Annotated in this window: 23 protein-coding genes; 14 read left to right on the forward strand and 9 right to left on the reverse strand. The window is 62.9% G+C overall.

The genetic code is table 11. The features are described from left to right. Positions 1-123 precede the first annotated feature (123 nt). From purD to ACF8Q6_RS06295, 7 genes are all read right to left on the reverse strand, one after another. Complete coding sequence (purD, locus tag ACF8Q6_RS06265) at positions 124-1,416, reverse strand: phosphoribosylamine--glycine ligase (RefSeq protein ID WP_012053818.1); 1,293 nt, start codon at positions 1,414-1,416, stop codon at positions 124-126. A 146-nt stretch (positions 1,417-1,562) separates the two neighbouring features. After that, the gene (gene purH / locus ACF8Q6_RS06270; RefSeq protein ID WP_003249687.1) at positions 1,563-3,170 is read right to left on the reverse strand and encodes a bifunctional phosphoribosylaminoimidazolecarboxamide formyltransferase/IMP cyclohydrolase; all 1,608 of its coding nucleotides are present in this window, start codon (positions 3,168-3,170) and stop codon (positions 1,563-1,565) included. Between the two features lie 81 nt (positions 3,171-3,251). After that, positions 3,252-3,572, reverse strand: coding sequence for a DNA-binding transcriptional regulator Fis (gene fis, locus ACF8Q6_RS06275; protein ID WP_012274390.1), 321 nt, complete (start codon positions 3,570-3,572; stop codon positions 3,252-3,254). Continuing rightward, the gene (dusB, locus tag ACF8Q6_RS06280) at positions 3,569-4,582 is read right to left on the reverse strand and encodes a tRNA dihydrouridine synthase DusB (RefSeq protein ID WP_392492713.1); all 1,014 of its coding nucleotides are present in this window, start codon (positions 4,580-4,582) and stop codon (positions 3,569-3,571) included. Before dusB ends, fis begins: the two co-directional genes overlap by 4 nt. Positions 4,583-4,789: 207 nt before the next feature. Next, on the reverse strand, positions 4,790-6,145 hold the full coding sequence (locus ACF8Q6_RS06285) for a DUF3426 domain-containing protein (protein ID WP_392492711.1): 1,356 nt from the start codon (positions 6,143-6,145) through the stop codon (positions 4,790-4,792). A gap of 42 nt (positions 6,146-6,187) precedes the next feature. Then, positions 6,188-7,066 carry a 50S ribosomal protein L11 methyltransferase gene (gene prmA / locus ACF8Q6_RS06290; RefSeq protein WP_003249700.1) on the reverse strand — a complete coding sequence of 293 codons (879 nt, stop codon included), beginning with the start codon at positions 7,064-7,066 and terminating at the stop codon, positions 6,188-6,190. A 116-nt stretch (positions 7,067-7,182) separates the two neighbouring features. Then, complete coding sequence (locus tag ACF8Q6_RS06295) at positions 7,183-7,638, reverse strand: MaoC family dehydratase (protein ID WP_392492710.1); 456 nt, start codon at positions 7,636-7,638, stop codon at positions 7,183-7,185. Between the two features lie 143 nt (positions 7,639-7,781). On the opposite strand from ACF8Q6_RS06295, the gene ACF8Q6_RS06300 reads away from it, so the two are divergent. From ACF8Q6_RS06300 to ACF8Q6_RS06310, 3 genes are read left to right on the forward strand one after another with little or no spacing between them, the layout of a single operon-like run. Continuing rightward, on the forward strand, positions 7,782-8,144 hold the full coding sequence (locus ACF8Q6_RS06300; protein ID WP_012053815.1) for a CidA/LrgA family protein: 363 nt from the start codon (positions 7,782-7,784) through the stop codon (positions 8,142-8,144). Beyond that, positions 8,141-8,857 (forward strand): LrgB family protein, encoded by a 717-nt coding sequence (locus ACF8Q6_RS06305; protein WP_004576852.1) that lies wholly within the window; start codon positions 8,141-8,143, stop codon positions 8,855-8,857. The genes ACF8Q6_RS06300 and ACF8Q6_RS06305 overlap by 4 nt, the downstream gene beginning before the upstream one ends. A 9-nt stretch (positions 8,858-8,866) precedes the next feature. After that, positions 8,867-9,457, forward strand: a complete 591-nt coding sequence (locus ACF8Q6_RS06310) for an LON peptidase substrate-binding domain-containing protein (protein ID WP_003249708.1) — start codon at positions 8,867-8,869, stop codon at positions 9,455-9,457. A gap of 111 nt (positions 9,458-9,568) precedes the next feature. Here ACF8Q6_RS06310 and ACF8Q6_RS06315 read toward each other — a convergent pair whose 3' ends face one another. Then, complete coding sequence (locus ACF8Q6_RS06315) at positions 9,569-10,885, reverse strand: bifunctional DedA family/phosphatase PAP2 family protein (RefSeq protein ID WP_088513262.1); 1,317 nt, start codon at positions 10,883-10,885, stop codon at positions 9,569-9,571. 2 nt (positions 10,886-10,887) lie between these two features. Continuing rightward, positions 10,888-11,556 (reverse strand): DNA-3-methyladenine glycosylase, encoded by a 669-nt coding sequence (locus ACF8Q6_RS06320; protein WP_392492709.1) that lies wholly within the window; start codon positions 11,554-11,556, stop codon positions 10,888-10,890. Between the two features lie 329 nt (positions 11,557-11,885). Here ACF8Q6_RS06320 and ACF8Q6_RS06325 point away from each other — a divergent pair, with 329 nt between their 5' ends. The 11 genes from ACF8Q6_RS06325 (at position 11,886) to lipB (ending at position 22,213) form a co-directional block, all read left to right on the forward strand. Further along, positions 11,886-13,157 (forward strand): glutamate-5-semialdehyde dehydrogenase, encoded by a 1,272-nt coding sequence (locus tag ACF8Q6_RS06325; RefSeq protein ID WP_014754574.1) that lies wholly within the window; start codon positions 11,886-11,888, stop codon positions 13,155-13,157. Next, positions 13,126-13,818 (forward strand): nicotinate-nucleotide adenylyltransferase, encoded by a 693-nt coding sequence (nadD, locus tag ACF8Q6_RS06330; protein WP_010955423.1) that lies wholly within the window; start codon positions 13,126-13,128, stop codon positions 13,816-13,818. Before ACF8Q6_RS06325 ends, nadD begins: the two co-directional genes overlap by 32 nt. Before the next feature lie 43 nt (positions 13,819-13,861). Next, on the forward strand, positions 13,862-14,281 hold the full coding sequence (rsfS, locus tag ACF8Q6_RS06335; protein ID WP_009685825.1) for a ribosome silencing factor: 420 nt from the start codon (positions 13,862-13,864) through the stop codon (positions 14,279-14,281). Between the two features lie 10 nt (positions 14,282-14,291). Next, the gene (gene rlmH, locus ACF8Q6_RS06340; protein ID WP_003249722.1) at positions 14,292-14,759 is read left to right on the forward strand and encodes a 23S rRNA (pseudouridine(1915)-N(3))-methyltransferase RlmH; all 468 of its coding nucleotides are present in this window, start codon (positions 14,292-14,294) and stop codon (positions 14,757-14,759) included. Between the two features lie 16 nt (positions 14,760-14,775). Next, positions 14,776-16,665: a penicillin-binding protein 2 gene (mrdA, locus tag ACF8Q6_RS06345; protein ID WP_019437047.1), complete on the forward strand. Its 1,890-nt coding sequence runs from the start codon at positions 14,776-14,778 to the stop codon at positions 16,663-16,665. A gap of 38 nt (positions 16,666-16,703) precedes the next feature. Next, the gene (gene rodA, locus ACF8Q6_RS06350; RefSeq protein ID WP_003249727.1) at positions 16,704-17,807 is read left to right on the forward strand and encodes a rod shape-determining protein RodA; all 1,104 of its coding nucleotides are present in this window, start codon (positions 16,704-16,706) and stop codon (positions 17,805-17,807) included. A 17-nt stretch (positions 17,808-17,824) separates the two neighbouring features. Beyond that, positions 17,825-18,835 (forward strand): lytic murein transglycosylase B, encoded by a 1,011-nt coding sequence (gene mltB, locus ACF8Q6_RS06355; RefSeq protein ID WP_003249729.1) that lies wholly within the window; start codon positions 17,825-17,827, stop codon positions 18,833-18,835. Continuing rightward, positions 18,835-19,836, forward strand: a complete 1,002-nt coding sequence (locus ACF8Q6_RS06360; protein ID WP_003249731.1) for a septal ring lytic transglycosylase RlpA family protein — start codon at positions 18,835-18,837, stop codon at positions 19,834-19,836. Before mltB ends, ACF8Q6_RS06360 begins: the two co-directional genes overlap by 1 nt. Positions 19,837-20,056: 220 nt before the next feature. Beyond that, entirely contained in the window at positions 20,057-21,217 is a 1,161-nt protein-coding gene (locus ACF8Q6_RS06365) for a D-alanyl-D-alanine carboxypeptidase family protein (RefSeq protein ID WP_003249733.1), read from the forward strand. 73 nt (positions 21,218-21,290) lie between these two features. Continuing rightward, positions 21,291-21,566 (forward strand): DUF493 domain-containing protein, encoded by a 276-nt coding sequence (locus ACF8Q6_RS06370; protein WP_003249736.1) that lies wholly within the window; start codon positions 21,291-21,293, stop codon positions 21,564-21,566. Beyond that, positions 21,566-22,213, forward strand: coding sequence for a lipoyl(octanoyl) transferase LipB (gene lipB / locus ACF8Q6_RS06375; protein WP_003249738.1), 648 nt, complete (start codon positions 21,566-21,568; stop codon positions 22,211-22,213). The genes ACF8Q6_RS06370 and lipB overlap by 1 nt, the downstream gene beginning before the upstream one ends. Position 22,214 lies beyond the last annotated feature (1 nt).

Consider the following 22,214-nt stretch of genomic DNA (forward strand, 5'->3'; position numbering starts at 1 on the left):
TGGCCGATGTGCCGGGTACTCACTATGCGCGGCGCGCCAAGTCGAAGGCAAGGCCCATTCCGGGCCCTGTCGACGAGCCGGATGCCGCAGGCTGAAACCGCTACGGCATACCGGTAGTACTTACTACTGGTGCTCACCGCGCTCGCGGGCGATGGCCCGATAGCCGATGTCGGAACGGTAGAAGCTGCCGTTCCAGCTGACTTCCTTGGCCAGGCGATAAGCCTGCTGCTGCGCGTCGGCAACGGTGCTGCCCATGGCGGTGGCACACAGCACGCGCCCGCCGTTGGTGGTTACTTTGCCATCCTTGAGCGCAGTACCGGCATGGAATACCTTGCCTTCGATCTTGGCGGCAGCGTCCAGGCCGTTGATCACGTCGCCCTTGGCGTAGTCGCCCGGGTAACCGCCCGCTGCCAGGACCACGCCCAGGCTCGGGCGCGGGTCCCACTGGGCTTCGACCTTGTCCAGTGCCTTGGCGAATGCAGCTTCCACCAGCAGGACCAGGCTCGACTCCAGGCGCAGCATGACCGGCTGGGTTTCCGGGTCGCCGAAGCGGCAGTTGAACTCGATGACCTTGGGGTTGCCCGCCTTGTCGATCATCAGGCCGGCGTAGAGGAAGCCGGTGTAGACGTTGCCTTCCTCGGCCATGCCGCGCACGGTTGGCCAGATCACCTGGTCCATCACGCGCTGGTGCACGTCGGCGGTAACCACCGGGGCAGGGGAGTAGGCGCCCATGCCGCCCGTGTTCGGGCCGGTATCCTGGTCGCCGACGCGCTTGTGGTCCTGGCTGGTGGCCATGGGCAGCACATTATGGCCGTCGACCATGACGATGAAGCTGGCTTCTTCGCCGTCGAGAAACTCTTCGATCACGACACGCGAACCTGCTTCACCGAAGGCGTTGCCGGCCAGCATGTCACGCACGGCGGCTTCGGCTTCTTCCAGCGTCATGGCGACGATCACGCCCTTGCCGGCCGCCAGGCCATCGGCCTTGATCACGATTGGCGCGCCTTTTTCCTGCAGATAGGCCAGCGCTGGCTCGATCTCGGTGAAATTCTGGTAGTCGGCGGTCGGGATCTTGTGACGCGCCAGGAAGTCCTTGGTGAAGGCCTTGGAGCCTTCGAGCTGGGCCGCGCCCTTGGTTGGGCCGAAGCAGTCCAGGCCGCGGCTGCGGAACAGGTCGACCACGCCGATAACCAGCGGTGCTTCCGGGCCGACGATGGTCAGGTCGACGTTTTTCTCGGCGAAGTCGGCCAGTTGCTCCAGGGCACACACGTCGATGGCGACGTTCTCGCACTTGGCTTCAATGGCGGTACCGGCGTTGCCCGGGGCAACGAAGACTTTCTCGACGCGTGGGTCCTGGGCGACTTTCCAGGCCAGGGCGTGCTCACGGCCGCCGCTGCCGATGATCAAAACTTTCATGTCAAAACCTCGATTCAAGTGATCCCGTGGCTTGCGCCGAACACTGTGGGAGCGGGCTTGCCCGCGAATGCGGCGGTGAATCCACCATCGTATTCGCGGGCAAGCCCGCTCCCACAGGATCTCGACTCGCCTCGGGACCCGCGTAATTAGTGGCGGAAGTGGCGCATGCCAGTGAAGACCATCGCGATGCCGGCCTCGTCGGCAGCAGCGATGACTTCAGCATCACGCATCGAACCACCCGGCTGGATCACGGCGCTGATACCCACTTTAGCTGCATTGTCGATGCCGTCACGGAACGGGAAGAATGCATCCGACGCCATGACCGCGCCCTGTACCTGCAGGCCAGCGTGCTCGGCCTTGATTGCAGCGATGCGGGCGGAGTTGACGCGGCTCATCTGGCCGGCGCCGACGCCGATGGTCTGGCGCTGCTTGGCGTAGACAATGGCGTTGGACTTGACGAACTTGGCCACTTTCCAGGCGAATACCAGGTCGTGGATCTCTTGCTCGGTCGGGGCACGCTTGGTGACGATCTTCAGGTCATCGGCGGTGATCATGCCGATATCGCGGCTTTGCACCAGCAGGCCACCGTTGACGCGCTTGAAGTCCCAACCGGCAGCGCGCTCGGCTGGCCACTCGCCGCACTCCAGCAGGCGTACGTTCTGTTTGGCAGCCACCACGTCGCGGGCGGCCTGGGAGATTTTCGGGGCGATGATCACTTCGACGAACTGGCGGTCGACAATGGCCTTGGCGGTTTCGCCGTCCAGTTCACGGTTGAATGCGATGATGCCGCCGAACGCCGATTCGGTGTCGGTCGCGTAAGCCAGGTCGTAGGCTTTGCGGATGCCGCCTTCGTCTTCCGGTACTACCGCCACGCCGCACGGGTTGGCGTGCTTGACGATGACGCAGGCCGGCTTGACGAAGCTCTTTACGCATTCCAGCGCGGCGTCAGTGTCGGCCACGTTGTTGAATGACAGTTCCTTGCCTTGCAGCTGGACAGCGGTGGAAATGCTGGCTTCGCCTTTCTTGGCTTCTACATAGAACGCCGCGCTCTGGTGCGGGTTCTCGCCATAACGCATTTCCTGTGCCTTGACGAACTGGCTGTTGAAGGTGCGCGGGAATTCGCTGCGCGCCTCGGTGCTCAGGGTGTCCTTGGCTTGGTCGATGGTGCCCATGTAATTGGCGATCATGCCGTCGTAGGCGGCAGTGTGCTCGAACGCCTTGAGCATCAGGTCGAAGCGCTGGGCATAGGTCAGGCCACCGGCCTTGAGGCCTTCGACGATGCCGGCGTAGTCGCTGGCGTTGACCACGATGGCCACGTCCTTGTGGTTCTTGGCTGCCGAACGGACCATGGTCGGGCCGCCGATGTCGATGTTCTCGATGGCGGTCGGCAGGTCACAGCCAGGCTTGGAAATGGTGGCTTCGAACGGGTACAGGTTGACCGCAACCAGGTCGATCGGCTTGATGCCGTGCTCGTTCATGATGGCGTCGTCGGTGCCACGACGGCCGAGGATACCGCCGTGGATCTTCGGGTGCAGGGTTTTGACCCGGCCATCCATCATTTCGGCGAAGCCGGTGTAGTCGGCCACTTCCACCGCGTTTACGCCGTTGTCCTTGAGCAGCTTGTAGGTGCCGCCGGTGGACAGGATCTCGACACCGAGCTGCTGCAGCTCACGGGCGAATTCGAGGATACCGGTCTTGTCGGAGACGCTGATCAGGGCGCGGCGGACTGGCAGGCGGGTAGTCTGGTCGGTCATTTCGGGTTCCAATAACGCGGTGGAGTCAGCAAAAAAGGCGCCTCTGTTCAGGGAGTCGCCTTTTCTGGATGGGATTCTGGCTTACAACAAGTCGTACTGCTTGAGCTTCTTGCGCAGGGTGCCTCGGTTCAGCCCGAGCATCTCGCTGGCCTTGGTCTGGTTGCCCTTCACGTAGTTCATCACGCTTTCAAGCAGGGGCGCCTCGACTTCGGAGAGCACCAGGTTGTACACGTCCGTCACGGTCGCGCCTTCCAGGTGGGCGAAGTAGTTGTGCAGCGCCTTCTCGACGCTGTCGCGAAGGGTCTGGCCCTCTTCGCTCGGCGTGTTGAGGTGCTGTTTCAGGTTGGCGTTGTCGCTCACGGGCGTTGTTCCACTCACAAATGTCTCGGTCATCATCGTCATGCGGCCACCCCTTGTCCGTCCTCTGTCTCAAGGCTCTGTCGACGTTCGCTGAAAAACGCGCGAACGTTGGCGCACTGCGCTTGTGTGTCTTCCAAAGCGTTGAACCGGGCGCGAAACTCCTTGCCGCCGGGTCGTGTTGCCAGGTACCAGCCAACGTGCTTGCGGGCGATACGTACGCCCATCACATCGCCATAGAAGGCATGCAGCGCGGCCAGATGCTCCAGCAGGATGCGTTCCACTTCGTCCAGTTGCGGCGCTGGCAGATGTTCGCCAGTGCGCAGGTAATGCTCGATCTCGCGAAAGATCCATGGCCGCCCTTGGGCAGCCCGGCCGATCAACAGGCCATCGACCCCGGTGGTTTCCAGCACCTCCCGGGCCTTTTCTGGCGAGGTGATATCGCCGTTGGCAAAAACCGGGATTGACACCGCCTGCTTGATGGCAGCGATGGTGTCGTATTCGGCTTCGCCGGTGTACAGATCGGCACGTGTGCGGCCATGCACCGCCAGCGCCTGGATGCCAGCCTGTTCGGCGATCTTCGCCACGTTCAGGCCGTTCTTGTTCGCCCGGTCCCAGCCGGTGCGGATTTTCAGGGTCACCGGTACGTCCACAGCGCTGACCACGGCGTGGAGGATCTCGCTGACCAAGGCTTCATCTCTCAATAAAGCAGAGCCTGCGGCTTTGTTGCAGACTTTTTTTGCCGGACAGCCCATGTTGATGTCGATGATCTGGGCACCCGCTTCGACATTGGCCTTTGCCGCCGCTGCCATCATCTGCGCATCACCGCCGGCGATCTGCACCGAGCGTGGCTCGGGATCACCTTCATGGATGCGGCGCAGGCTCGACTTGCGGCTGTTCCACAGGCTCATGTCGCTGCTTACCATTTCCGACACCACCATGCCGGCGCCCAGGCGCTGGCAAAGTGTACGGAAAGGCTGGTCCGTGACCCCGGCCATGGGCGCGAGGATCAGGTTGTTACGTAGTGTGTATTGGCCGATGCGTACCGCCGACATAGGTGATCCCTGTTGTGGGGCCGAATCTTGGAGTTCGAAAAAGGGTTGGCATGATACCCGCTCTCGATGACTGGATAAAGATGGATTTGGATAAAATCTGAACAGTTGTCGGCTTATGCCTTTGCGCTTCAAGCAGCAAGCGACAGGACGAAAAGCGGTCGCGGTTGGGGCTTCTTGTCTTGTCGCTCGCTGCTGGCCGCTTGTCGCCTACTCCGGCGAACGGAAGCTCAGGCTGTAATTCACGGCCTTCGGCCCAGGGTCGAGGATGTCCAGGGCAATGTGGATTGGCGTCTGGCTGGGCATTTCGCCACGCCCTGCCAGTTCCCCCGACAGGTACTCGCTGGGCTTGAAGCGACGGCTGGCAATCAGTTGGCCATTGAGGTCGGCGAAGCGCAGCTCCAGCAATGGGAACGGCTGGGCGAACGGTGCGCGGTTGTAGATGATCGCGTCGACAATGAGTGCGCCCTTGAAGTCCGGGTGGCTGCGCACCACCAGATTGCTGCTCTTGATGCGTGCAATATCGACGCGGGTAGGCACCTGGCAACCGATCATCGGGCAGATCTGCTGGAAAATCGGCCGATACTGGTCCTGTCGGGCCATTTCGTCGAAATGGAACCACACGTACTGGAACGCCAGCAGGCCGGCAGCCAGCAGGGTCAGAAAGCCCCACAGCAGGCGCTTGCCCCAGTTGGGTGCGGGTTTTTCCCAGCCTAGCTGAAGCGGATCGTCGACCACGTCGACCAGCGGCTCCTTGCGCGAGGGGCGCTCGGGCTTGCCAGCAAAGCCTGGTTCCAGGCGCTCTCCGGGCAACGGCTCGACGGGTTCGTCGTCGTGCGCCGACAGGCGCAGCGCCAGTGGTTCGTCGTCGCGGGCGCTCAGGCCTTTTTCCGGGGATTCGTCATCGCTGATGCGCAGTGGTTCGTTGAATGCGGGCTGGTCATCGCGTTCGGCCGCACGGTGCACGGGCGGCTCGCCATCGATGTCCAGGTCAAGGTTGCTGCCCAGGGTAGGCTCGGTGCGTTCGCCGGGTGCAGGCTCCAGGTCCAGCTCCAAAGGTTCCGGTTCCAGCAGCACCGGGGTAGGCTCTGCCGGTTCCCGCGGCACGTAGGGCTCATCGGTAGCCGTGCCGAAAAGGTCTTCTGCGTGCTCGTCCGGGTGAAGTTCATCGCGCCGGGCCTGCAGCTTCTCAACCTGGCTGGCCGGGTGGGCCGGGGCCGGTTGGCCGCGACGCTCCAGGCGCTCCAGTTCCTTGTCGAGGTCGAGCTCGTCCAGCGCCTGGGCAGTCAGCGCCCAGTCCTGGTCAGGAGGGGTGCCGCGTACGCTGTCGGCGGGCTCTTGCGCCGGCTCGGCCAGCGGCGCGGCAGGCGCTGGAGGTACCGGTGCCGGCACCACGGGGGCGCTGGTGGTAGCGGCGCGGTTTTGCTCCAGCAGCTGCTTGGCGGCATTGAATACCTGCAGGCAGTGACCGCAGCGCACCACGCCACGCGCCACGCCCAACTGGTGGTGGGTGACGCGAAAGCTGGTCTGGCAATGCGGGCACTGGGTGACGAAACTGTCGGTCATGCGGCGATCCGGGAGCTGTGCAGAAAAGTATTCTAGGCCCGCTTAGCGACGCCGACCACTGATGCGCACCCAGCCGTCGCGCACGACGATCGGGTCCAGTTCAAAGTCGGCGGCATAAGCGGCGGCCACGTCTTCACCTTGCTCGGCGAGGATGCCCGAAAGCGCCAGCAGGCCACCTGGGCGAACCAGGCCGGACAACTGTGGCGCCAGCGACACCAGCGGGCCGGCGAGGATGTTGGCAACCAGCACGTCGGCCTGCATCGCCGGCATGTGTTCGGGCAGGTACAGCGCCAGTTTCTCGTCGGCAATGCCGTTGCGTTGGGCGTTGTCGCGCGAAGCCTCGATGGCCTGCACGTCGATGTCGGTGCCTACCGCTTCGCGGGCGCCCAGCAGCAGCGCAGCGATGGCCAGGATGCCCGAACCGCAGCCAAAGTCCAGCACCTGGGTGCCTTCAAGCTGCTGGCCGTCGAGCCATTCCAGGCACAGGGCCGTGGTGGGGTGGGTGCCGGTGCCAAAGGCCAGGCCCGGGTCGAGCAGCAGGTTCACGGCGTCCTTTTCCGGGGCATCGTGCCAGCTGGGCACGATCCACAGGCGGCGGCCGAAGCGCATCGGCTGGAAGTTGTCCATCCAGCTGCGCTCCCAGTCCTGGTCCTCTATCACCTCGGCCTGGTGTTCGGGCAGCTCGGCGCCGGTCAGCAGGCGCAGGTGGGCGAACACCTGTTCAGGGTCGGCATCGGCCTCGAACAGCGCCAGCAGGTGAGTGTGCGACCACAGCGGAGTGGTGTTGAGGTCGGGTTCGAAGATCGGTTGATCTTCGGCATCCATGAACGTGACCGAGACGGCGCCTACTTCAAGCAGCGCATCTTCATAGGTTTCAGCTTGTTCCGGGCTGATGGCCAGGCGTACTTGCAGCCAGGGCATGGCGGGCACCTTTGATGAATCGACAGGGGCAGCCCTAGGCTGCGCAAAGGCTGGCAGTTTACGCGAGTGCGGGGGATTTGTGGATCGGGGGCTGCACTGCAGCCCCCGGGCATGTATCAGACAAAACAGAGCGACAGCGACTCGGCTATATAAGCAGGCTTCTCTTCACCCTCGATCTCCAGCGTGGCAATCGCCTTGAGTAGCCACTGCCCCGGTTTTTTCTCGGTCACCTCGCCCAGCGTTACCTTCAGCCGAACCCGGCTGTCGACCTTGACCGGCTGAATGAAGCGCACGCTGTCCAGCCCGTAGTTCACCACCATCTTCAGCCCTTGTGGCAGAACGAGGATGTCCTCGATCAGCTTGGGGATCAGCGACAAGGTCAGGAACCCATGGGCAATCGTGCCGCCAAACGGGGTTTTTGCTGCCTTCTCAGGGTCGACATGGATGAACTGGAAGTCGCCGGTCGCCTCGGCGAACAGGTTGATGCGCTGCTGGTCGATCTTCAACCACTCCGAGTGGCCCAGCTCCTTGCCAACGTACTGCGAAAGCTCTGTAACCGGTACATGGGGCATCGCGGACTCTCCGGGTTGTCAGTTGGTACGAAAGTACAAGATCAGCACGGCGAACCGTTTCAGTCAAGTTGCCCGCTTTTCGGCGAATATCGGTCTGAAGCTGTGCGTGCTTATAATGGCGGCCATGCCCGAGGGAGATGCTTATGCTGTTGCGTGGTTTGACCTGGCTGGTACTGTTCCAGCTGCTGGGGACGGCGATCAATCACCTGTTTGTGCCGTTTTTGCCCGGGCCGATCATCGGCCTGTTGTTGCTGCTGCTCTTTCTCATGGCTCGCGGTGAGGTCGGCAAGCCGCTGAACGAGGCCGCCAGCAGCTTGCTGCGCTATCTCCCGCTGCTGCTGGTACCGCCGGCAGTCGGGGTGATGGTATATGCCAAGGACATTGCCGCCGACTTCTGGGCGATTGTCGGGGCCTTGCTGATCTCCTGCCTGGTGACCCTTGTGTTCGTCGGTGTGCTGATGCAAAAGCTCATCCAACGCCAAGGCAAGCGTGAGGAGCAGCCATGATGCTCGACTGGCAGGGCGCACTCGATGCAGTCATTCACCACCCATTGTTCGGTATTGGCATCACGCTGGGGGCCTACCAGGTAGTGCTGGCAGCCTACGAGAAAACCCGCTGGATCTTCTTGCAACCTGTATTGGTATCGATGCTGCTGGTGATCGGTGTGTTGCTGCTGTGCGGCATCGATTACAGCGAATACCGCAAAAGCACCGAAATCATGAACATCCTGCTGGGGCCTGCTACGGTGGCCCTGGCTGTGCCGCTCTACCTCAACCTGCGGCGTATCCGTCAGCTGTTCTGGCCTACATTTACTACGCTGGTAGTCGGAGGCCTGTTCGCCACGCTCTGCTGCCTTGTGCTGGGCTGGTGGTTCGGTGCCGAGCACATGATCCTGATGACCATGGCGCCGAAGTCCGTCACCTCGCCGATCGCCATGCTGGTGGCTGAGCAGATTGGCGGCGTGGCGGCCCTGGCGGCAGTGTTCGTGTTGATTACCGGGGTGATCGGGGCGATCTTCGGCCCTGCGTTGCTGAGCCGCTTCGGCGTGCACAGCCCTGAGGCGCGCGGCATGTCGCTGGGCGTGACCGCACACGCAGTCGGCACTTCGGTGGCCCTGCAGGAAAGTGACGAATGCGGCGCCTTTGCCGCGCTGGCGATGAGCCTGATGGGAGTGGCTACAGCGGTGTTCCTGCCGCTGGCAGTCAGCCTGGTGGCTTGAGGAATTGTGATGACGCTACCGCTGTTTCCGCTCAATACCGTGCTGTTTCCTGGCTGCTTTCTCGATTTGCAGATTTTCGAGGCACGCTACCTGGACATGATCGGGCGCTGCATGAAGCAGGGCGAAGGGTTTGGTGTGGTGTGCATCCTTGAGGGCGAACAAGTCGGCAAGGCGCCGCCGGTGGTCGCCTCGATCGGCTGTGAAGCGGTGATCCGCGACTTCGTGCAGCAGGATAACGGCTTGCTGGGTATTCGCGTCGAGGGCGTGCGGCGCTTCAATCTGGAAAGCTCCGAGGTGCAGAAGGACCAGCTGCTGGTGGGCCAGGTGCAATGGCTGCCGGAGCAGGCAGACAGCCCATTGCTGGAAGCCGATGACGACCTATTGGCGCTGCTGGTGGCCCTGGGTGAACACCCCATGGTCGAAGCGCTGGGCATGCCGCGCCCGGTGGACGGGCGTCAGGCGCTGGCCAATCAGCTGGCGTATCTGTTGCCGTTCATGGAAGAGGACAAGCTGGACCTGCTGACCCTCGATTCGCCGCAGCAGCGGCTGGGGGAAATCCAGAAGCTGCTGGAGCGGATTCAGGGTGAGTTGTTCGCCTGATGGTTCTGCATTGCCTGTGCCGGCCTATTCGCGGGTAAACCCGCTCCTACAACAAGCGCGATACCCAGTGTAGGAGCGGGCTCACCCGCGAATAGGCCGGCACAGGCAACATCAATACTGATACCTGACCAACGCCTGCGGCAACGCATGCATGGCGAAGAACGCCAGCAGCGCCACGCATGCCGGCAACACCAGCCACCACACCCGCAGCGGCAGGGCTGGCAGGGTCTGCTGGCGTTGCACCAATGTCAGGCTGAGTGCGCATACGCAACAGGCCAGCAGGGCCCCAGCCAGGATATCGGTTGGCCAGTGCGCCCCCAGGTACACCCTCGACAGGGCAATCGCCAGTGCCGGAATGCACCCCAGCATCACCCAGGTCAGGCGCATCCGTGGTGGCTGGCCACGCCCTGCCAGCACGGCCATGACCAGGAAGAACGCGAACGATGCCGAGCTGTGCCCGCTGGGCATGCTGTAGCTGGTCAGTGGGTCGGTCAGTACTTCCGGCCTGGCCCGGGCAAATAACCATTTCAGTGTGCCGTTGGCGATCGCCGTGCCCATCAACGCGCCCGCCGCGAAAAATGCGTGTCGCCACTGACGGGCAAGCAGCAGCAGGCCGGTCAGCAGGCCGCCGAGGAACAACTGGGTGCGGAAATCGCCTAGCCGTGTCACCAGCACCACGGTGCTGTCGATGGCCTGGCTGCGATGCTCCTGGACCAGTGTCATCACGCCTTGGTCGAACTCATGGAGGTAGGGCCAGCCGAGGAATACACCGGCCAGGGTGATGAAACTGAGCGCGGCAACCAGCCGGGTGCCGTGGCGCTGGTCACGCAGGCTGGTATTCAGGCTCAGGCCGATCAGCACCGCGAGGGCGCCGGCGATGATCCCGGCGTCCAGCCAGAAGCCTTCCGGCAGGGGCAGGCGCATGGCGGCGCCGGTGGCCCAGCCGGGCAGTAGGTAGGCGACCGACCAGCCGGCGCCCGCCAACAGGCTGACGGCGATGAAGCGCGGCAGGGGCATGTCGAACATGCCGGCGACCATTGGCAGCATCGGCCGCAGCGGGCCGATGAAACGGCCTACCAGCAGGCTGGCGATGCCATAACGCTGGAAGTAGCTTTCGGCGCTGCCGATCCATTCCGGATGGTGACGTAGCAGCGGCAGCCGGCGAATGTTCTGGTGGAAGTACTTGCCCACTGCGTAAGACAAGGCGTCGCCCAGCAGGCCGCCGAGAAAGCCGAGGAGCAGCGTTTCGCCCAGGCTGAACGTGCCACTGCCGGCCAGTACCGCAACGGCGAACAGCAGTACGGTGCCCGGCACGATAATGCCGGCGATGGCCAGGCATTCGATGCAGGCCACCAGGAAAATCGCCAGGCCAAGCCACTGCGGGTTGGCGCTGAGCCAGCCGGTCAGGCTGTCGAGCCATTGGCCCATGTTCAGCTTCCTTGTTCGAGAATGAAGAAATCACGGCCTTCGACTTGGCCGCGACGTAACGGGTTCCGTGTGCAGAAACGGGCGTACTCGGCATCGACGAAGCGGTACGGCAGGTGCTCGTCGCGCCCGTGCGGAATGCCCAGGCGAGCGGCCTGGATCACCCGGGGCACGGCGTTGCCGCAGTCCTCGACGTACAGGCGTTCGGCGTCGAAACGCTGGGCGTCCCAATGCGGCACTTTCAGGCCCAGGGCCCGGCAAAGCAGGGTCTGGCCGGCGCACAGACGCTCTTGCGGGCGGACATTGCCGCTTGCATCGGGGTTGTTCAGTTGCATCTGCGCCAGGCTGTCGGGCCCCGAGAGGGTGTCCTGCCAAGGATAGGCAGACTTGATCAGCACCGCGTTGCCCGGCCCGTGGGCGCTGAAGTTCAGCGAGTCGCCGCCGCGGGCGTAGTACATGTAGATATGCCCCCCATCCAGGAACAGCGCCTTGCGTTTTTCGGTATAGCCGAGCGAAGCGTGGCTACCTTTGTCGGAAAGGTAGTAGGCCTCGGTCTCGATGATCCGCGCGGCCAGCCATAGGTCGCCGTGGCGGTGACGGATGACCTTGCCCAGCAGGGCCTTGGCCAGGGTCTGGGCGTCGCGGTCGAAAAAGCTGTCGGGCAGGGCTGGCATGCGGGCAGTTCGTGGCTGGAGAGGCGGGGATGATAGCAATGAATGGCTTAATCGAGGCTGAATCGGATGTTGATGTTGGCGGTGCCGGCCTCTTCGCGGGTGAACCCGCTCCCACCGGTATTGCATAGCGTCAGGCCCTGTGGAATGCCTGTGGGCGCGGGTTCATCCGCGAAAGGGCCGCAACAGGCGATGGAAATCTCGATAACCCCGGTTACATCTTTCCTACACATTGCCCCATCCATTTTCTACCATCCGCCACCCGCCGCTGGGCGTACACCTGCGCGGCAGTTATAATCAGCCGATTTCCCCTTCGCCAAGACACCGAACCCATGACTGAGTCCGTTCTTGACTATATGACCCGCCTGGGTCGCGCTGCCCGTGAGGCTTCCCGGGTGATCGGCCGTGCCAGCACCGCGCAGAAGAACCGCGCCCTGCAAGCCGCCGCCGACGCGCTGGACGCTGCCCGTGCCGAACTCGCCGCTGCCAACGAACTGGACCTGGCTGCCGGCCGCGCCAGTGGCCTGGAGCCCGCACTGCTCGACCGTCTGGCGCTGACCCCGGCGCGTATCGACGGCATGATCACCGGCTTGCGCCAGGTGGCCAGCCTGCCGGACCCGGTCGGTGCCATTCGCGACATGAGCTACCGTCCATCGGGCATTCAGGTAGGCAAGATGCGTACCCCGCTGGGGGTAATCGGGATCATCTATGAATCGCGTCCGAACGTGACCATTGATGCCGCCAGCCTGTGCCTCAAGTCGGGCAATGCAACCATCCTGCGGGGCGGTTCCGAAGCCATACACTCCAACCGCGCCATTGCCACCTGCATTCAGCGTGGCCTGGCCGAAGCCGGCCTGCCGGCGGCGGTGGTGCAGGTGGTCGAAACCACCGACCGCGAAGCCGTGGGCGCGCTGATCAGCATGCCGGAATTCGTCGATGTCATCGTGCCGCGCGGAGGCCGTGGCCTGATCGAGCGCATCAGCCGCGATGCCCGCGTGCCGGTGATCAAGCACCTGGACGGCATCTGCCACATCTATGTCAGCCAGCATGCCGACCTGGACAAGGCCTGGAATGTGGCTTTCAACGCCAAAACCTACCGCTACGGCATCTGCGGTGCCATGGAAACGCTGCTGGTCGACCAACAAGTGGCTGAGCGCTTTTTGCCAGAAATGGCCCGCCGCTTCGTGGAGAAGGGTGTGGAGCTGCGCGGTTGCGAGCGTACCCAGGCTATCATCAGCGCCAAACCGGCCACCGAAGCCGACTGGCACACGGAATACCTCGATGCGATCCTGTCGATTCGCGTGGTCGACGGCCTGAACCAGGCCATCGAGCACATCAACCACTATGGCTCGCACCACACCGACTCGATCATCAGCGAACACCAGGGTGAAGCCCGTCAGTTCATGGCTGAGGTCGATTCGGCGTCGGTCATGCTCAACACCCCGACCTGCTTTGCCGATGGCTTCGAGTACGGCCTGGGTGCGGAAATCGGTATTTCCACCGACAAGCTGCATGCCCGCGGCCCTGTCGGCCTGGAAGGCCTGACCTGCGAGAAGTATGTAGTGATCGGCGATGGCCAGTTGCGCGGCCAGGGGTCCTGCTGAGTTGAGCAAGGCCCAGGCAGTCCGGCGTATCGGCATTCTAGGTGGTACCTTCGACCCCGTGCATATCGGCCACTTGCGCAGCGCGCTGGAAGTGGCCGAGTTCATGGGGCTCGATGAGCTACGCCTGTTGCCCAATGCCCGGCCGCCGCACCGCGACACGCCACAGGTGGCCGCGCAGGATCGCCTGGCCATGGTCCGTGAAGCGGTGCAGGGCGTCGCTTGCCTGAGCGTCGATGCCCGCGAGCTGGAACGTGACAAGCCGTCGTACACCATCGATACGCTGGAATCGATCCGCGCCGAGCTGTCCGGCCACGACCAGCTGTTCCTGGTGCTGGGTTGGGATGCCTTCTGTGGCCTGCCCGCCTGGCATCGCTGGGAAGAATTGCTGCAACACTGTCACATCCTGGTACTGCAACGTCCGGATGCCGACGTAGAACCCCCTGACGAGTTGCGCAACCTGTTGGCTGCGCGCTCGGAGAGCGATCCCACCGCCATGTCCGGCCCGGCGGGAAATATTTCGTTCGTCTGGCAGACGCCGCTTGCGGTGTCGGCTACACAGATCCGACAGCTGCTGGCCAGCGGCAAATCGGTGAGGTTCCTGGTGCCGGACGCCGTACTGGCCTATATCGAGGCGCACGAACTGTATCGTGCGCCCAACTGACGGTGCCTCTGGCGCCTCATCCAACGAGTTGAACGAGTTTTATATGACCAAGCAGAAAATTTACGGCGAAGAACTGGTCGCAGTGACCAAGGCAGCGCTGGAAGACGTCAAGGCCCAGGACATCCAGGTCATCGACGTGCGCGAGAAGCACAGCCTGACCGACTACATGATCATTGCCACCGGTACCTCCAACCGCCAGATCAACGCGATGGCCGAAAAGGTCCGTGAAGCCGTCAAGGCCAAGGGCGCCCAGCCACTGGGTGAAGAAGGCAAGGGCGACAGCGACTGGGTGCTGCTGGACCTGAACGACGTCATCGTGCACATGATGACCGCCGCTGCCCGCCAGTTCTACGACCTTGAGCGCCTGTGGCAGGGTGCCGAGCAAAGCCGTGCCGCCGATGGCAAGCACCACAGCCCGGACCATGCCCACGAGTACTCCGACAAGCTCAAAGACCGCGAATAAGGAAAGCGCTGTGCGTCTGCGCCTGATTGCGGTCGGCTCGCGCATGCCGAAGTGGGTCGAGGAAGGCTGGCATGAATATGCCAAGCGCCTGCCCGCCGAGCTGTCGCTGGAGCTGGTGGAAATCCCGCTGAACACCCGTGGCAAGAATGCCGACGTCGCCCGCCTGATCCGTCAGGAGGGCGAAGCCATGCTGAGCAAGGTGCAGCCTGGGGAACGCATTGTCACCCTCGAGGTCCATGGCAAGCCCTGGAGTACCGAACAGCTGGCCACCGAGCTGGACCGCTGGCGCCTGGATGCGCGCACGGTGAATTTGATGGTGGGCGGCCCGGAGGGCCTGGCGCCTGAGGTTTGCGCGCGCGCCGAGCAACGTTGGTCGCTGTCGCCGCTGACTTTGCCGCACCCGTTGGTAAGGATACTCATCGGCGAGCAGATCTACCGCGCCTGGACCGTGTTGTCCGGGCACCCTTACCACAAATGAGCCTGTAAGCAGCCCGATGTCGCAGCCGATCCGTCTCAAGGACCACGAGAAAGACGCCCGCCTGGTGCGCAACCGCGTCGTAGTCGGCGCAGTCGCGATCATGCTGCTTGTGTGCGTGTTGATCGCACGGCTGTACTACCTGCAGATCATCCAGTACGACTACCACTCCACGCTGTCGGAGAACAACCGGGTGCATGTGCAGCCGATCCCGCCGACCCGCGGGTTGATCTTCGACCGCAACGGGGTGATCGTTGCCGACAACCGGCCCAGCTTCAGCCTGTCGATGACCCGCGAACGTGCGGGCAACTGGCAGGAAGTGCTGGATACCATCGTCGAAGTGCTTGATCTCACCGCTGACGACCGTGCCCTGTTCGAGAAGCGCATGCGCCAGGGCCGCCGGCCATTCGAGCCGGTGCCGATCCTGTTCGAGCTCAACGAAGAGCAGATTGCCCGCGTGGCGGTAAACCAGTTCCGCCTGCCGGGTGTCGAGGTGGTGGCCCAGCTGGTGCGGCATTACCCGCAGGGTGCGCATTTCGCCCATTCGGTGGGTTATGTAGGGCGGATCAACGAGAAAGAGCTGAAAACGCTCGACCCGGTGAACTACAGCGGTACCCACCATATCGGCAAGACCGGCATCGAGCGCTTCTACGAGGCCGCCCTGCACGGTCAGGTGGGTTACGAGGAAGTCGAGACCAACGCCCGTGGCCGTGTGCTGCGGGTGCTCAAGCGCACCGACCCGAAGCCCGGCAAGGACATTGTGCTGAGCCTGGACATCAAGCTGCAGGAGGCCGCTGAAGCCGCCCTGGGAGGCCGGCGTGGTGCAGTGGTTGCGCTCGACCCGCGCACCGGCGAGGTACTGGCGATGGTGAGTCAGCCTAGTTTCGACCCCAACCTGTTCGTCACCGGCATCAGCTTCAAGGCCTATGCCGAATTGCGCGATTCGATCGATCGGCCGCTGTTCAACCGCGTGCTGCGTGGCCTGTACCCGCCGGGGTCGACCATCAAGCCGGCGGTGGCTATTGCCGGTCTGGACAGTGGCGTCGTGAATGCCAGCAGCAGGGTGTTCGACCCTGGCTACTACCAGTTGCCCAACTACGACCATAAATACCGTAACTGGAACCGCTCCGGTGATGGCTGGGTCGACCTGGACACCGCCATCATGCGCTCGAACGACACCTACTTCTATGACCTTGCGCACAAGATGGGCATCGATCGGTTGTCCAGCTACATGAACAAGTTCGGTATCGGCCAGCGGGTATCCCTCGATATGTTCGAGGAATCTGCCGGGTTGATGCCGTCGCGCGAATGGAAGCGCGCCACTCGCCGCCAGGCCTGGTTCCCCGGCGAAACCCTGATTCTCGGCATTGGCCAGGGTTACATGCAGGCCACGCCGCTGCAGCTGGCCCAGGCCACTGCACTGATCGCCAACAAAGGTGTGTGGAACCGCCCGCACCTGGCCAAGACCATCGAAGGCCTGCCGCCGGTGGACGACAACCCCATGGAAGACATCGTGCTGCGTGACAAGTCCGACTGGGCCAAGGTCACCCATGGCATGGAACAGGTGATGCACAACGCCCGCGGTACCGCGCGCAAGGCAGCAGCCGGTGCCCAGTACCGCATTGCCGGCAAGAGCGGCACCGCCCAGGTGGTGGCGATCAAGCAGGGCGAGAAGTATGACCGCAACAAACTCCAGGAGCGCCACCGCGACCATGCCTTGTTCGTCGCGTTTGCCCCAGCCGAAGCCCCGAAAATCGTGGTTTCGGTGATGGTCGAGAACGGTGAGTCCGGCTCGGGTGTCGCCGCTCCGGTGGTTCGCCAGATCATGGACGCCTGGCTGCTCGACGAAAACGGCCGGCTCAAACCCGAGTTCGCGCCCGCCACCGTTACCCAGGAATCGGCCCTGTGATGAACAATTTCGATCGCATGCTCTCCAGCGAGGATGTGATGCGTCGGCGTGCGAGCTTTCTGCAACGCATTCATATCGACGGCCCCTTGCTGATCATTCTGCTGACCCTTGCGGCCGGCAGCCTGTTCGTACTGTATTCGGCCAGTGGCAAGAACTGGGACCTGCTGCTCAAGCAAGCCACCTCGTTTGGCATCGGTCTGGTGTCGATGTTCGTCATCGCCCAGCTGGAGCCGCGCTTCATGGCGCGTTGGGTGCCGCTGGCCTACCTGGCCGGGGTGCTGTTGCTAGTAGTGGTGGACGTGATGGGCCACAACGCCATGGGTGCCACGCGCTGGATCAACATTCCGGGGGTGATCCGCTTCCAGCCCTCGGAATTCATGAAGATCATCATGCCGGCGACCATCGCCTGGTACCTGTCCAAGCGCACCTTGCCGCCCCATTTGAAGCACGTGGCGATCAGCCTGGTGCTGATCGGCGTGCCGTTCATGCTGATCGTACGTCAGCCTGACCTGGGGACTGCGCTGCTGATCCTGGCCTCCGGTGCCTTCGTGCTGTTCATGGGCGGCTTGCGCTGGCGCTGGATCCTCAGCGTGCTGGCGGCAGCCGTGCCCGTCGCGGTGGCCATGTGGTTCTTCGTCATGCACGACTACCAGAAGCAGCGGGTATTGACCTTCCTCGACCCTGAAAGCGACCCGTTGGGCACCGGTTGGAACATCATCCAGTCCAAGGCGGCGATCGGCTCGGGTGGGGTATTTGGCAAAGGCTGGCTGCTGGGCACGCAGTCGCACCTGGACTTTTTGCCGGAAAGCCACACCGACTTCATCATCGCCGTGCTCGGCGAGGAGTTCGGCCTGGTTGGCATCTGCCTGCTGCTGATTGTCTACCTGCTGCTGATCGGCCGTGGTCTGGTGATCACCGCCCAGGCGCAGACCCTGTTCGGCAAGCTGCTTGCGGGCAGCCTGACCATGACTTTTTTTGTATACGTGTTCGTCAATATCGGAATGGTAAGTGGCCTTCTGCCCGTGGTGGGCGTGCCGCTACCTTTCATCAGCTATGGCGGAACATCGTTGGTGACGCTGCTGTCAGCGTTTGGCGTTTTGATGTCGATCCATACGCACCGCAAATGGATCGCGCAGGTTTGAATAAGGTGAACAATTTCATGCAAGCAGTGCGTAACTGGGCTGCCCGTTGTGCGCCTTGGATCGGTGCGGTGGGCCTGTTCGGCGCTGTACAGCTGGCCCATGCCGGCGAATACGACGGCTCGCCCCAGGTAGCCGCGTTCGTTGGCGAAATGAGCCGCGACTATGGTTTTGCGCCTGAGCAACTGATGGGTGTGTTCCGTGAGGTACAGCGCAAGCAGTCGATCCTCGACGCCATATCGCGCCCGGCCGAGCGGGTCAAACCGTGGAAGGACTATCGGCCGATGTTCATCACCGATGCACGTATCGCTCGCGGTGTGGATTTCTGGCGTCAGCACGAGGCTGTATTGGCACGTGCCGAGCAGGAGTACGGCGTACCTGCGCAGTACATTGTCGCGATCATCGGCGTGGAAACCTTTTTTGGCCGCAATACCGGCAACTACCGGGTGATCGACGCCCTGTCGACGCTGGGCTTCGACTACCCGCCACGGGCCGAGTTCTTCCGCAAGGAGCTGCGTGAGTTCCTGCTGCTGGCCCGGGATGAGCAGCTCGACCCCTTGACGCTCAAGGGCTCGTACGCTGGCGCCATGGGGCTGCCGCAGTTCATGCCAAGCAGCTTCCGCAACTACGCGGTGGACTTCGACGGGGACGGCCACATCAATATCTGGAACAACCCTGACGATGCCATCGGCAGTGTGGCCAGCTACTTCAAGCGCCATGGCTGGGTGGCCGGCGAGGGTGTGGTCAGCCGCGCCTGGGTGGAAGGCATGCGCGCCGACGAAGGCCTGACCACCGGCATCGAGCCGGTGAAAACGGTGGGGGAGTTGCGTACGCTTGGCTGGTCGGTTCATGATTCGCTGCGCGATGATCTGCCGGTTACCGCCTTCCGTCTCGAGGGCGAGAGCGGCCCCGAGTACTGGATGGGCCTGAAGAACTTCTACGCGATCACTCGCTACAACCGCAGCGTGATGTATGCCATGGCGGTACATCAGCTTGCGGAACAGCTGGTTCAAGTACGGGGCGTCAAGTAATGCGCGCAATCATCTCTGGCAACGCTTTCAAGCTGCTCACCTGCCTCGCCGTCGGTGTGGCGCTGGCCAGCTGCTCTTCCAACCGCCCGGCCCCGAAAAGCAGTGGTAACGTCGTGCGCAGCCAGCCGGGCCTGGACATCAACCGGGCGCACAAGGACGGCGCACCGTGGTGGGACGTGGATGTGAACAAGATCCCCGATGCCACCCCGACCGTGCACACCGGTAACTACAAGGCCAACCCGTACACGGTGCTTGGCAAGACCTACTACCCGATGCAGGACTCGCGCAACTACCGCGCCGAGGGTACGGCGTCGTGGTACGGCACCAAGTTCCATGGGCAGAACACCGCCAATGGCGAACTGTACGACCTGTATGGCATGAGCGCGGCTCACAAGACCCTGCCTCTGCCGGCCTACGTCAAGGTGACCAACCTCGCCAATAACCGCAGCGTGATCCTGCGGGTCAACGACCGTGGCCCGTTCTATTCCGACCGCATCATCGATTTGTCCTACGCTGCGGCCAAAAAGCTCGGTTATGCCGAGATCGGTACCGCGCACGTGCGCGTCGAGGGCATCGACCCGCAGCAGTGGTGGGCCCAGCGTGGCCAGACCCCACCTATGGTGCTGAAAGAGCCGCAAGTGGCCCAGACCCAGGCAATACCGGCCAGTACCGGGCGTGTCGAGCAATGGACCCCGCCGCCACAGCAGCACGCCGCGCCCGTGGTACCCGTCCAGGTGGGTGGCAACAACGTGCCCGGCGGTAGCGGTGGCAGTTTCTTGCAGGTAGGCGCGTTCGCCAACCCGGACGCTGCCGAGTTGCTGCGCGCCAAGCTCAGCACCATGGTCAATGCACCCGTGTTCATCAGCTCGATCGTACGCAACCAGCAGACCCTGCACCGCGTGCGTCTGGGGCCGATCGGCAGCCAGGGCGAGATCCAGCAAGCACAGGACAGCATTCGCCTGGCGAACTTGGGGCAGGCAAAGCTGGTCACAGCAGACTGACTGTGGGGGCGGGCGCGCCTGCGAAGACGGCAACACCAAACTATCGGTTTTGTCATGAATTGCGGGTCGCGGCCATGTACAATGACCGCTTTTGCCCGCAGCGACATAAAGCCGCACGTTCGCGGGCCAGGCCAACGGCCATAAAACTAGACTGACTGGCGCTGGGCACATGATCTTGCCCAGGGAACATCTCAGACCATTAGCGATTTTCGAGAGACGGATGAACATCACCAACCTTGCCAAACGACTTTGCCTGCCTGTACTGCTGCTGATCACGCCTGCCGCCTTCGCGGCGGAGCAGATGACGCCTGCGCCTCCGCAACTGGCAGCCAAGTCCTACGTACTCATGGACGCGTCCAGCGGCAACGTGCTGGTCGAGAACAACGGTGACGAGCGCCTGCCGCCAGCCAGCCTGACCAAGCTGATGACCGCCTACATCGCCACCCTGGACATCCGCCGCGGCCAGATCGGTGAAAGCGACCCGGTTACCGTCAGCGAAAACGCATGGCGTACCGGCGGTTCGCGCATGTTCATCAAGGTTGGCAGCCAGGTCACGGTCAGCGACCTGCTGCACGGCATCATCATCCAGTCCGGTAACGACGCCTCGGTCGCCTTGGCCGAGCACATCGCCGGCAGCGAAGACGCCTTTGCCGACATGATGAACAAGACGGCTGCCGACCTGGGCATGACCAACAGCCACTTCATGAACCCGACCGGCCTGCCGAACCCCGAGCACTACTCGTCGGCGCACGACATGGCAACCCTGGCCCGTGCGATCATCAACGTCGACCCGGCCCACTACGCCATCTACTCGCAGAAAGAGTTCTTCTGGAACAACATCAAGCAGCCTAACCGCAACCTGCTGCTGTGGCGTGACAAGACCGTCGATGGCCTGAAAACCGGTCACACCGACGAAGCCGGCTACTGCATGGTGGCGTCGGCCGTTCGTGACGGCCAGCGCCTGATCGCCGTGGTGTTCGGTACCAACAGCGAACAATCGCGTGCTGCCGAAACCCAGAAACTGCTGACCTACGGTTTCCGCTTCTTCGAAACCCAGACCTTCTACCAGAAGGGCACCGAGCTGACCCAGGCCCCGGTCTGGAAGGGCGCTACCAGCCAGATCAAGGCTGGCCTGGCTGACGACCTGACCATGACTATGCCTAAAGGCCAATTGAAGCGCCTGCAGGCTTCGATGACCATGAACCCGCAGCTCACCGCACCGATCGCCAAAGGTGACGTGATCGGCAAAGTGGAAGTCAAACTGGACGAGAAAGTGGTTCACAGCGCCGACCTGATTGCCCTTGATGGCGTCGAGGAAGGTGGTTTCTTCCGCCGTATGTGGGATAGCATCCGTCTATTCTTCTACGGGTTGTTCAACTGATACGTGACCTGCATGCCCCCGCGCATACCGCGGGGGTGTTGTTGTTGCCACGGCTTACGAGGCCGTTTCCGCCATGAGCGAACCAGACGTCAAGTCGCACAAGATCGAATTCCCTTGCGACGATTACCCGATCAAGGTCATCGGTGACACCGTTGTCGGTTTCAAGGACACGGTCATCGAGATTCTCAGCAAGCACGCCAAAGTCGACCTTTCCACCCTGGCCGAACGCCAGAGCAAGGAAGGCAAGTACACCACCGTGCAATTGCACATCGTTGCCGAAAGCGAGAACCAGTTGCACGATATCAACAGCGCCCTGCGCGCTACCGGCATCGTGAAAATGGTGCTTTGATGTCCGCCTGCCTCGGTTTTCGCGAGCTTGGCCTGCAGCCCTATGAACCGGTGCTGGAGGCCATGCGTCGTTTTACCGAGCAGCGCAGCCCGGACAGCCAGGATGAAATCTGGCTGGTCGAGCACCCTGCGGTCTTCACCCAGGGGCAGGCCGGCAAGGCCGAGCACCTGCTGGTGCCGGGCGACATCCCGGTGGTGCAGACCGACCGCGGCGGCCAGGTCACTTACCATGGCCCCGGGCAGCTGGTGGCCTACCTGCTGCTGGATGTGCGCCGGCTGGGCTTTGGCGTGCGTGAGCTGGTCAGCCGTATCGAGCTGGCCCTCATCGACCTGCTCGCCAGCTATGCTGTTCAGGCGTCTGCCAAGCCCGATGCCCCGGGTGTCTATGTCGACGGAGCGAAAATCGCCTCCCTCGGCCTGCGAATTCGCAACGGCCGTTCGTTTCACGGCCTTGCCCTGAACGTGGACATGGACCTTGCGCCATTCCGCCGAATCAACCCCTGCGGCTATGCGGGGCTGGCGATGACCCAGCTGCGCGACCTGGCAGGTCCGATCGAACTCGACGAGGTCAGGACAAGGCTGCGCGGACAGCTGGTCAAGCACCTCGACTACGCTGAGCAGACGACCCTCACGGGCGGAATCGACTGAA

The sequence above is a fragment of the Pseudomonas sp. GLN_2 genome (assembly GCF_043106005.1).
Taxonomy (GTDB): domain Bacteria; phylum Pseudomonadota; class Gammaproteobacteria; order Pseudomonadales; family Pseudomonadaceae; genus Aquipseudomonas; species Aquipseudomonas alloputida.

Coding starts and splice junctions, on each gene's coding strand:
- ACF8Q6_RS06360 (WP_003249731.1), top strand. CDS start 18,835: ATGCGCGCAATCATCTCTGGCAACGCTTTCAAGCTGCTCACCTGCCTC.
- rsfS (WP_009685825.1), top strand. CDS start 13,862: ATGACCAAGCAGAAAATTTACGGCGAAGAACTGGTCGCAGTGACCAAG.
- fis (WP_012274390.1), bottom strand. CDS start 3,572: ATGACGATGATGACCGAGACATTTGTGAGTGGAACAACGCCCGTGAGC.
- ACF8Q6_RS06320 (WP_392492709.1), bottom strand. CDS start 11,556: ATGCCAGCCCTGCCCGACAGCTTTTTCGACCGCGACGCCCAGACCCTG.
- ACF8Q6_RS06370 (WP_003249736.1), top strand. CDS start 21,291: ATGAGCGAACCAGACGTCAAGTCGCACAAGATCGAATTCCCTTGCGAC.
- purH (WP_003249687.1), bottom strand. CDS start 3,170: ATGACCGACCAGACTACCCGCCTGCCAGTCCGCCGCGCCCTGATCAGC.
- prmA (WP_003249700.1), bottom strand. CDS start 7,066: ATGCCCTGGCTGCAAGTACGCCTGGCCATCAGCCCGGAACAAGCTGAA.
- ACF8Q6_RS06325 (WP_014754574.1), top strand. CDS start 11,886: ATGACTGAGTCCGTTCTTGACTATATGACCCGCCTGGGTCGCGCTGCC.
- ACF8Q6_RS06300 (WP_012053815.1), top strand. CDS start 7,782: ATGCTGTTGCGTGGTTTGACCTGGCTGGTACTGTTCCAGCTGCTGGGG.
- ACF8Q6_RS06310 (WP_003249708.1), top strand. CDS start 8,867: ATGACGCTACCGCTGTTTCCGCTCAATACCGTGCTGTTTCCTGGCTGC.
- rodA (WP_003249727.1), top strand. CDS start 16,704: ATGCGTCGGCGTGCGAGCTTTCTGCAACGCATTCATATCGACGGCCCC.
- ACF8Q6_RS06285 (WP_392492711.1), bottom strand. CDS start 6,145: ATGACCGACAGTTTCGTCACCCAGTGCCCGCATTGCCAGACCAGCTTT.
- mrdA (WP_019437047.1), top strand. CDS start 14,776: ATGTCGCAGCCGATCCGTCTCAAGGACCACGAGAAAGACGCCCGCCTG.
- ACF8Q6_RS06295 (WP_392492710.1), bottom strand. CDS start 7,638: ATGCCCCATGTACCGGTTACAGAGCTTTCGCAGTACGTTGGCAAGGAG.
- mltB (WP_003249729.1), top strand. CDS start 17,825: ATGCAAGCAGTGCGTAACTGGGCTGCCCGTTGTGCGCCTTGGATCGGT.
- ACF8Q6_RS06315 (WP_088513262.1), bottom strand. CDS start 10,885: ATGGGCCAATGGCTCGACAGCCTGACCGGCTGGCTCAGCGCCAACCCG.
- ACF8Q6_RS06305 (WP_004576852.1), top strand. CDS start 8,141: ATGATGCTCGACTGGCAGGGCGCACTCGATGCAGTCATTCACCACCCA.
- purD (WP_012053818.1), bottom strand. CDS start 1,416: ATGAAAGTTTTGATCATCGGCAGCGGCGGCCGTGAGCACGCCCTGGCC.
- dusB (WP_392492713.1), bottom strand. CDS start 4,582: ATGTCGGCGGTACGCATCGGCCAATACACACTACGTAACAACCTGATC.
- ACF8Q6_RS06365 (WP_003249733.1), top strand. CDS start 20,057: ATGAACATCACCAACCTTGCCAAACGACTTTGCCTGCCTGTACTGCTG.
- lipB (WP_003249738.1), top strand. CDS start 21,566: ATGTCCGCCTGCCTCGGTTTTCGCGAGCTTGGCCTGCAGCCCTATGAA.
- nadD (WP_010955423.1), top strand. CDS start 13,126: ATGGCCAGTTGCGCGGCCAGGGGTCCTGCTGAGTTGAGCAAGGCCCAG.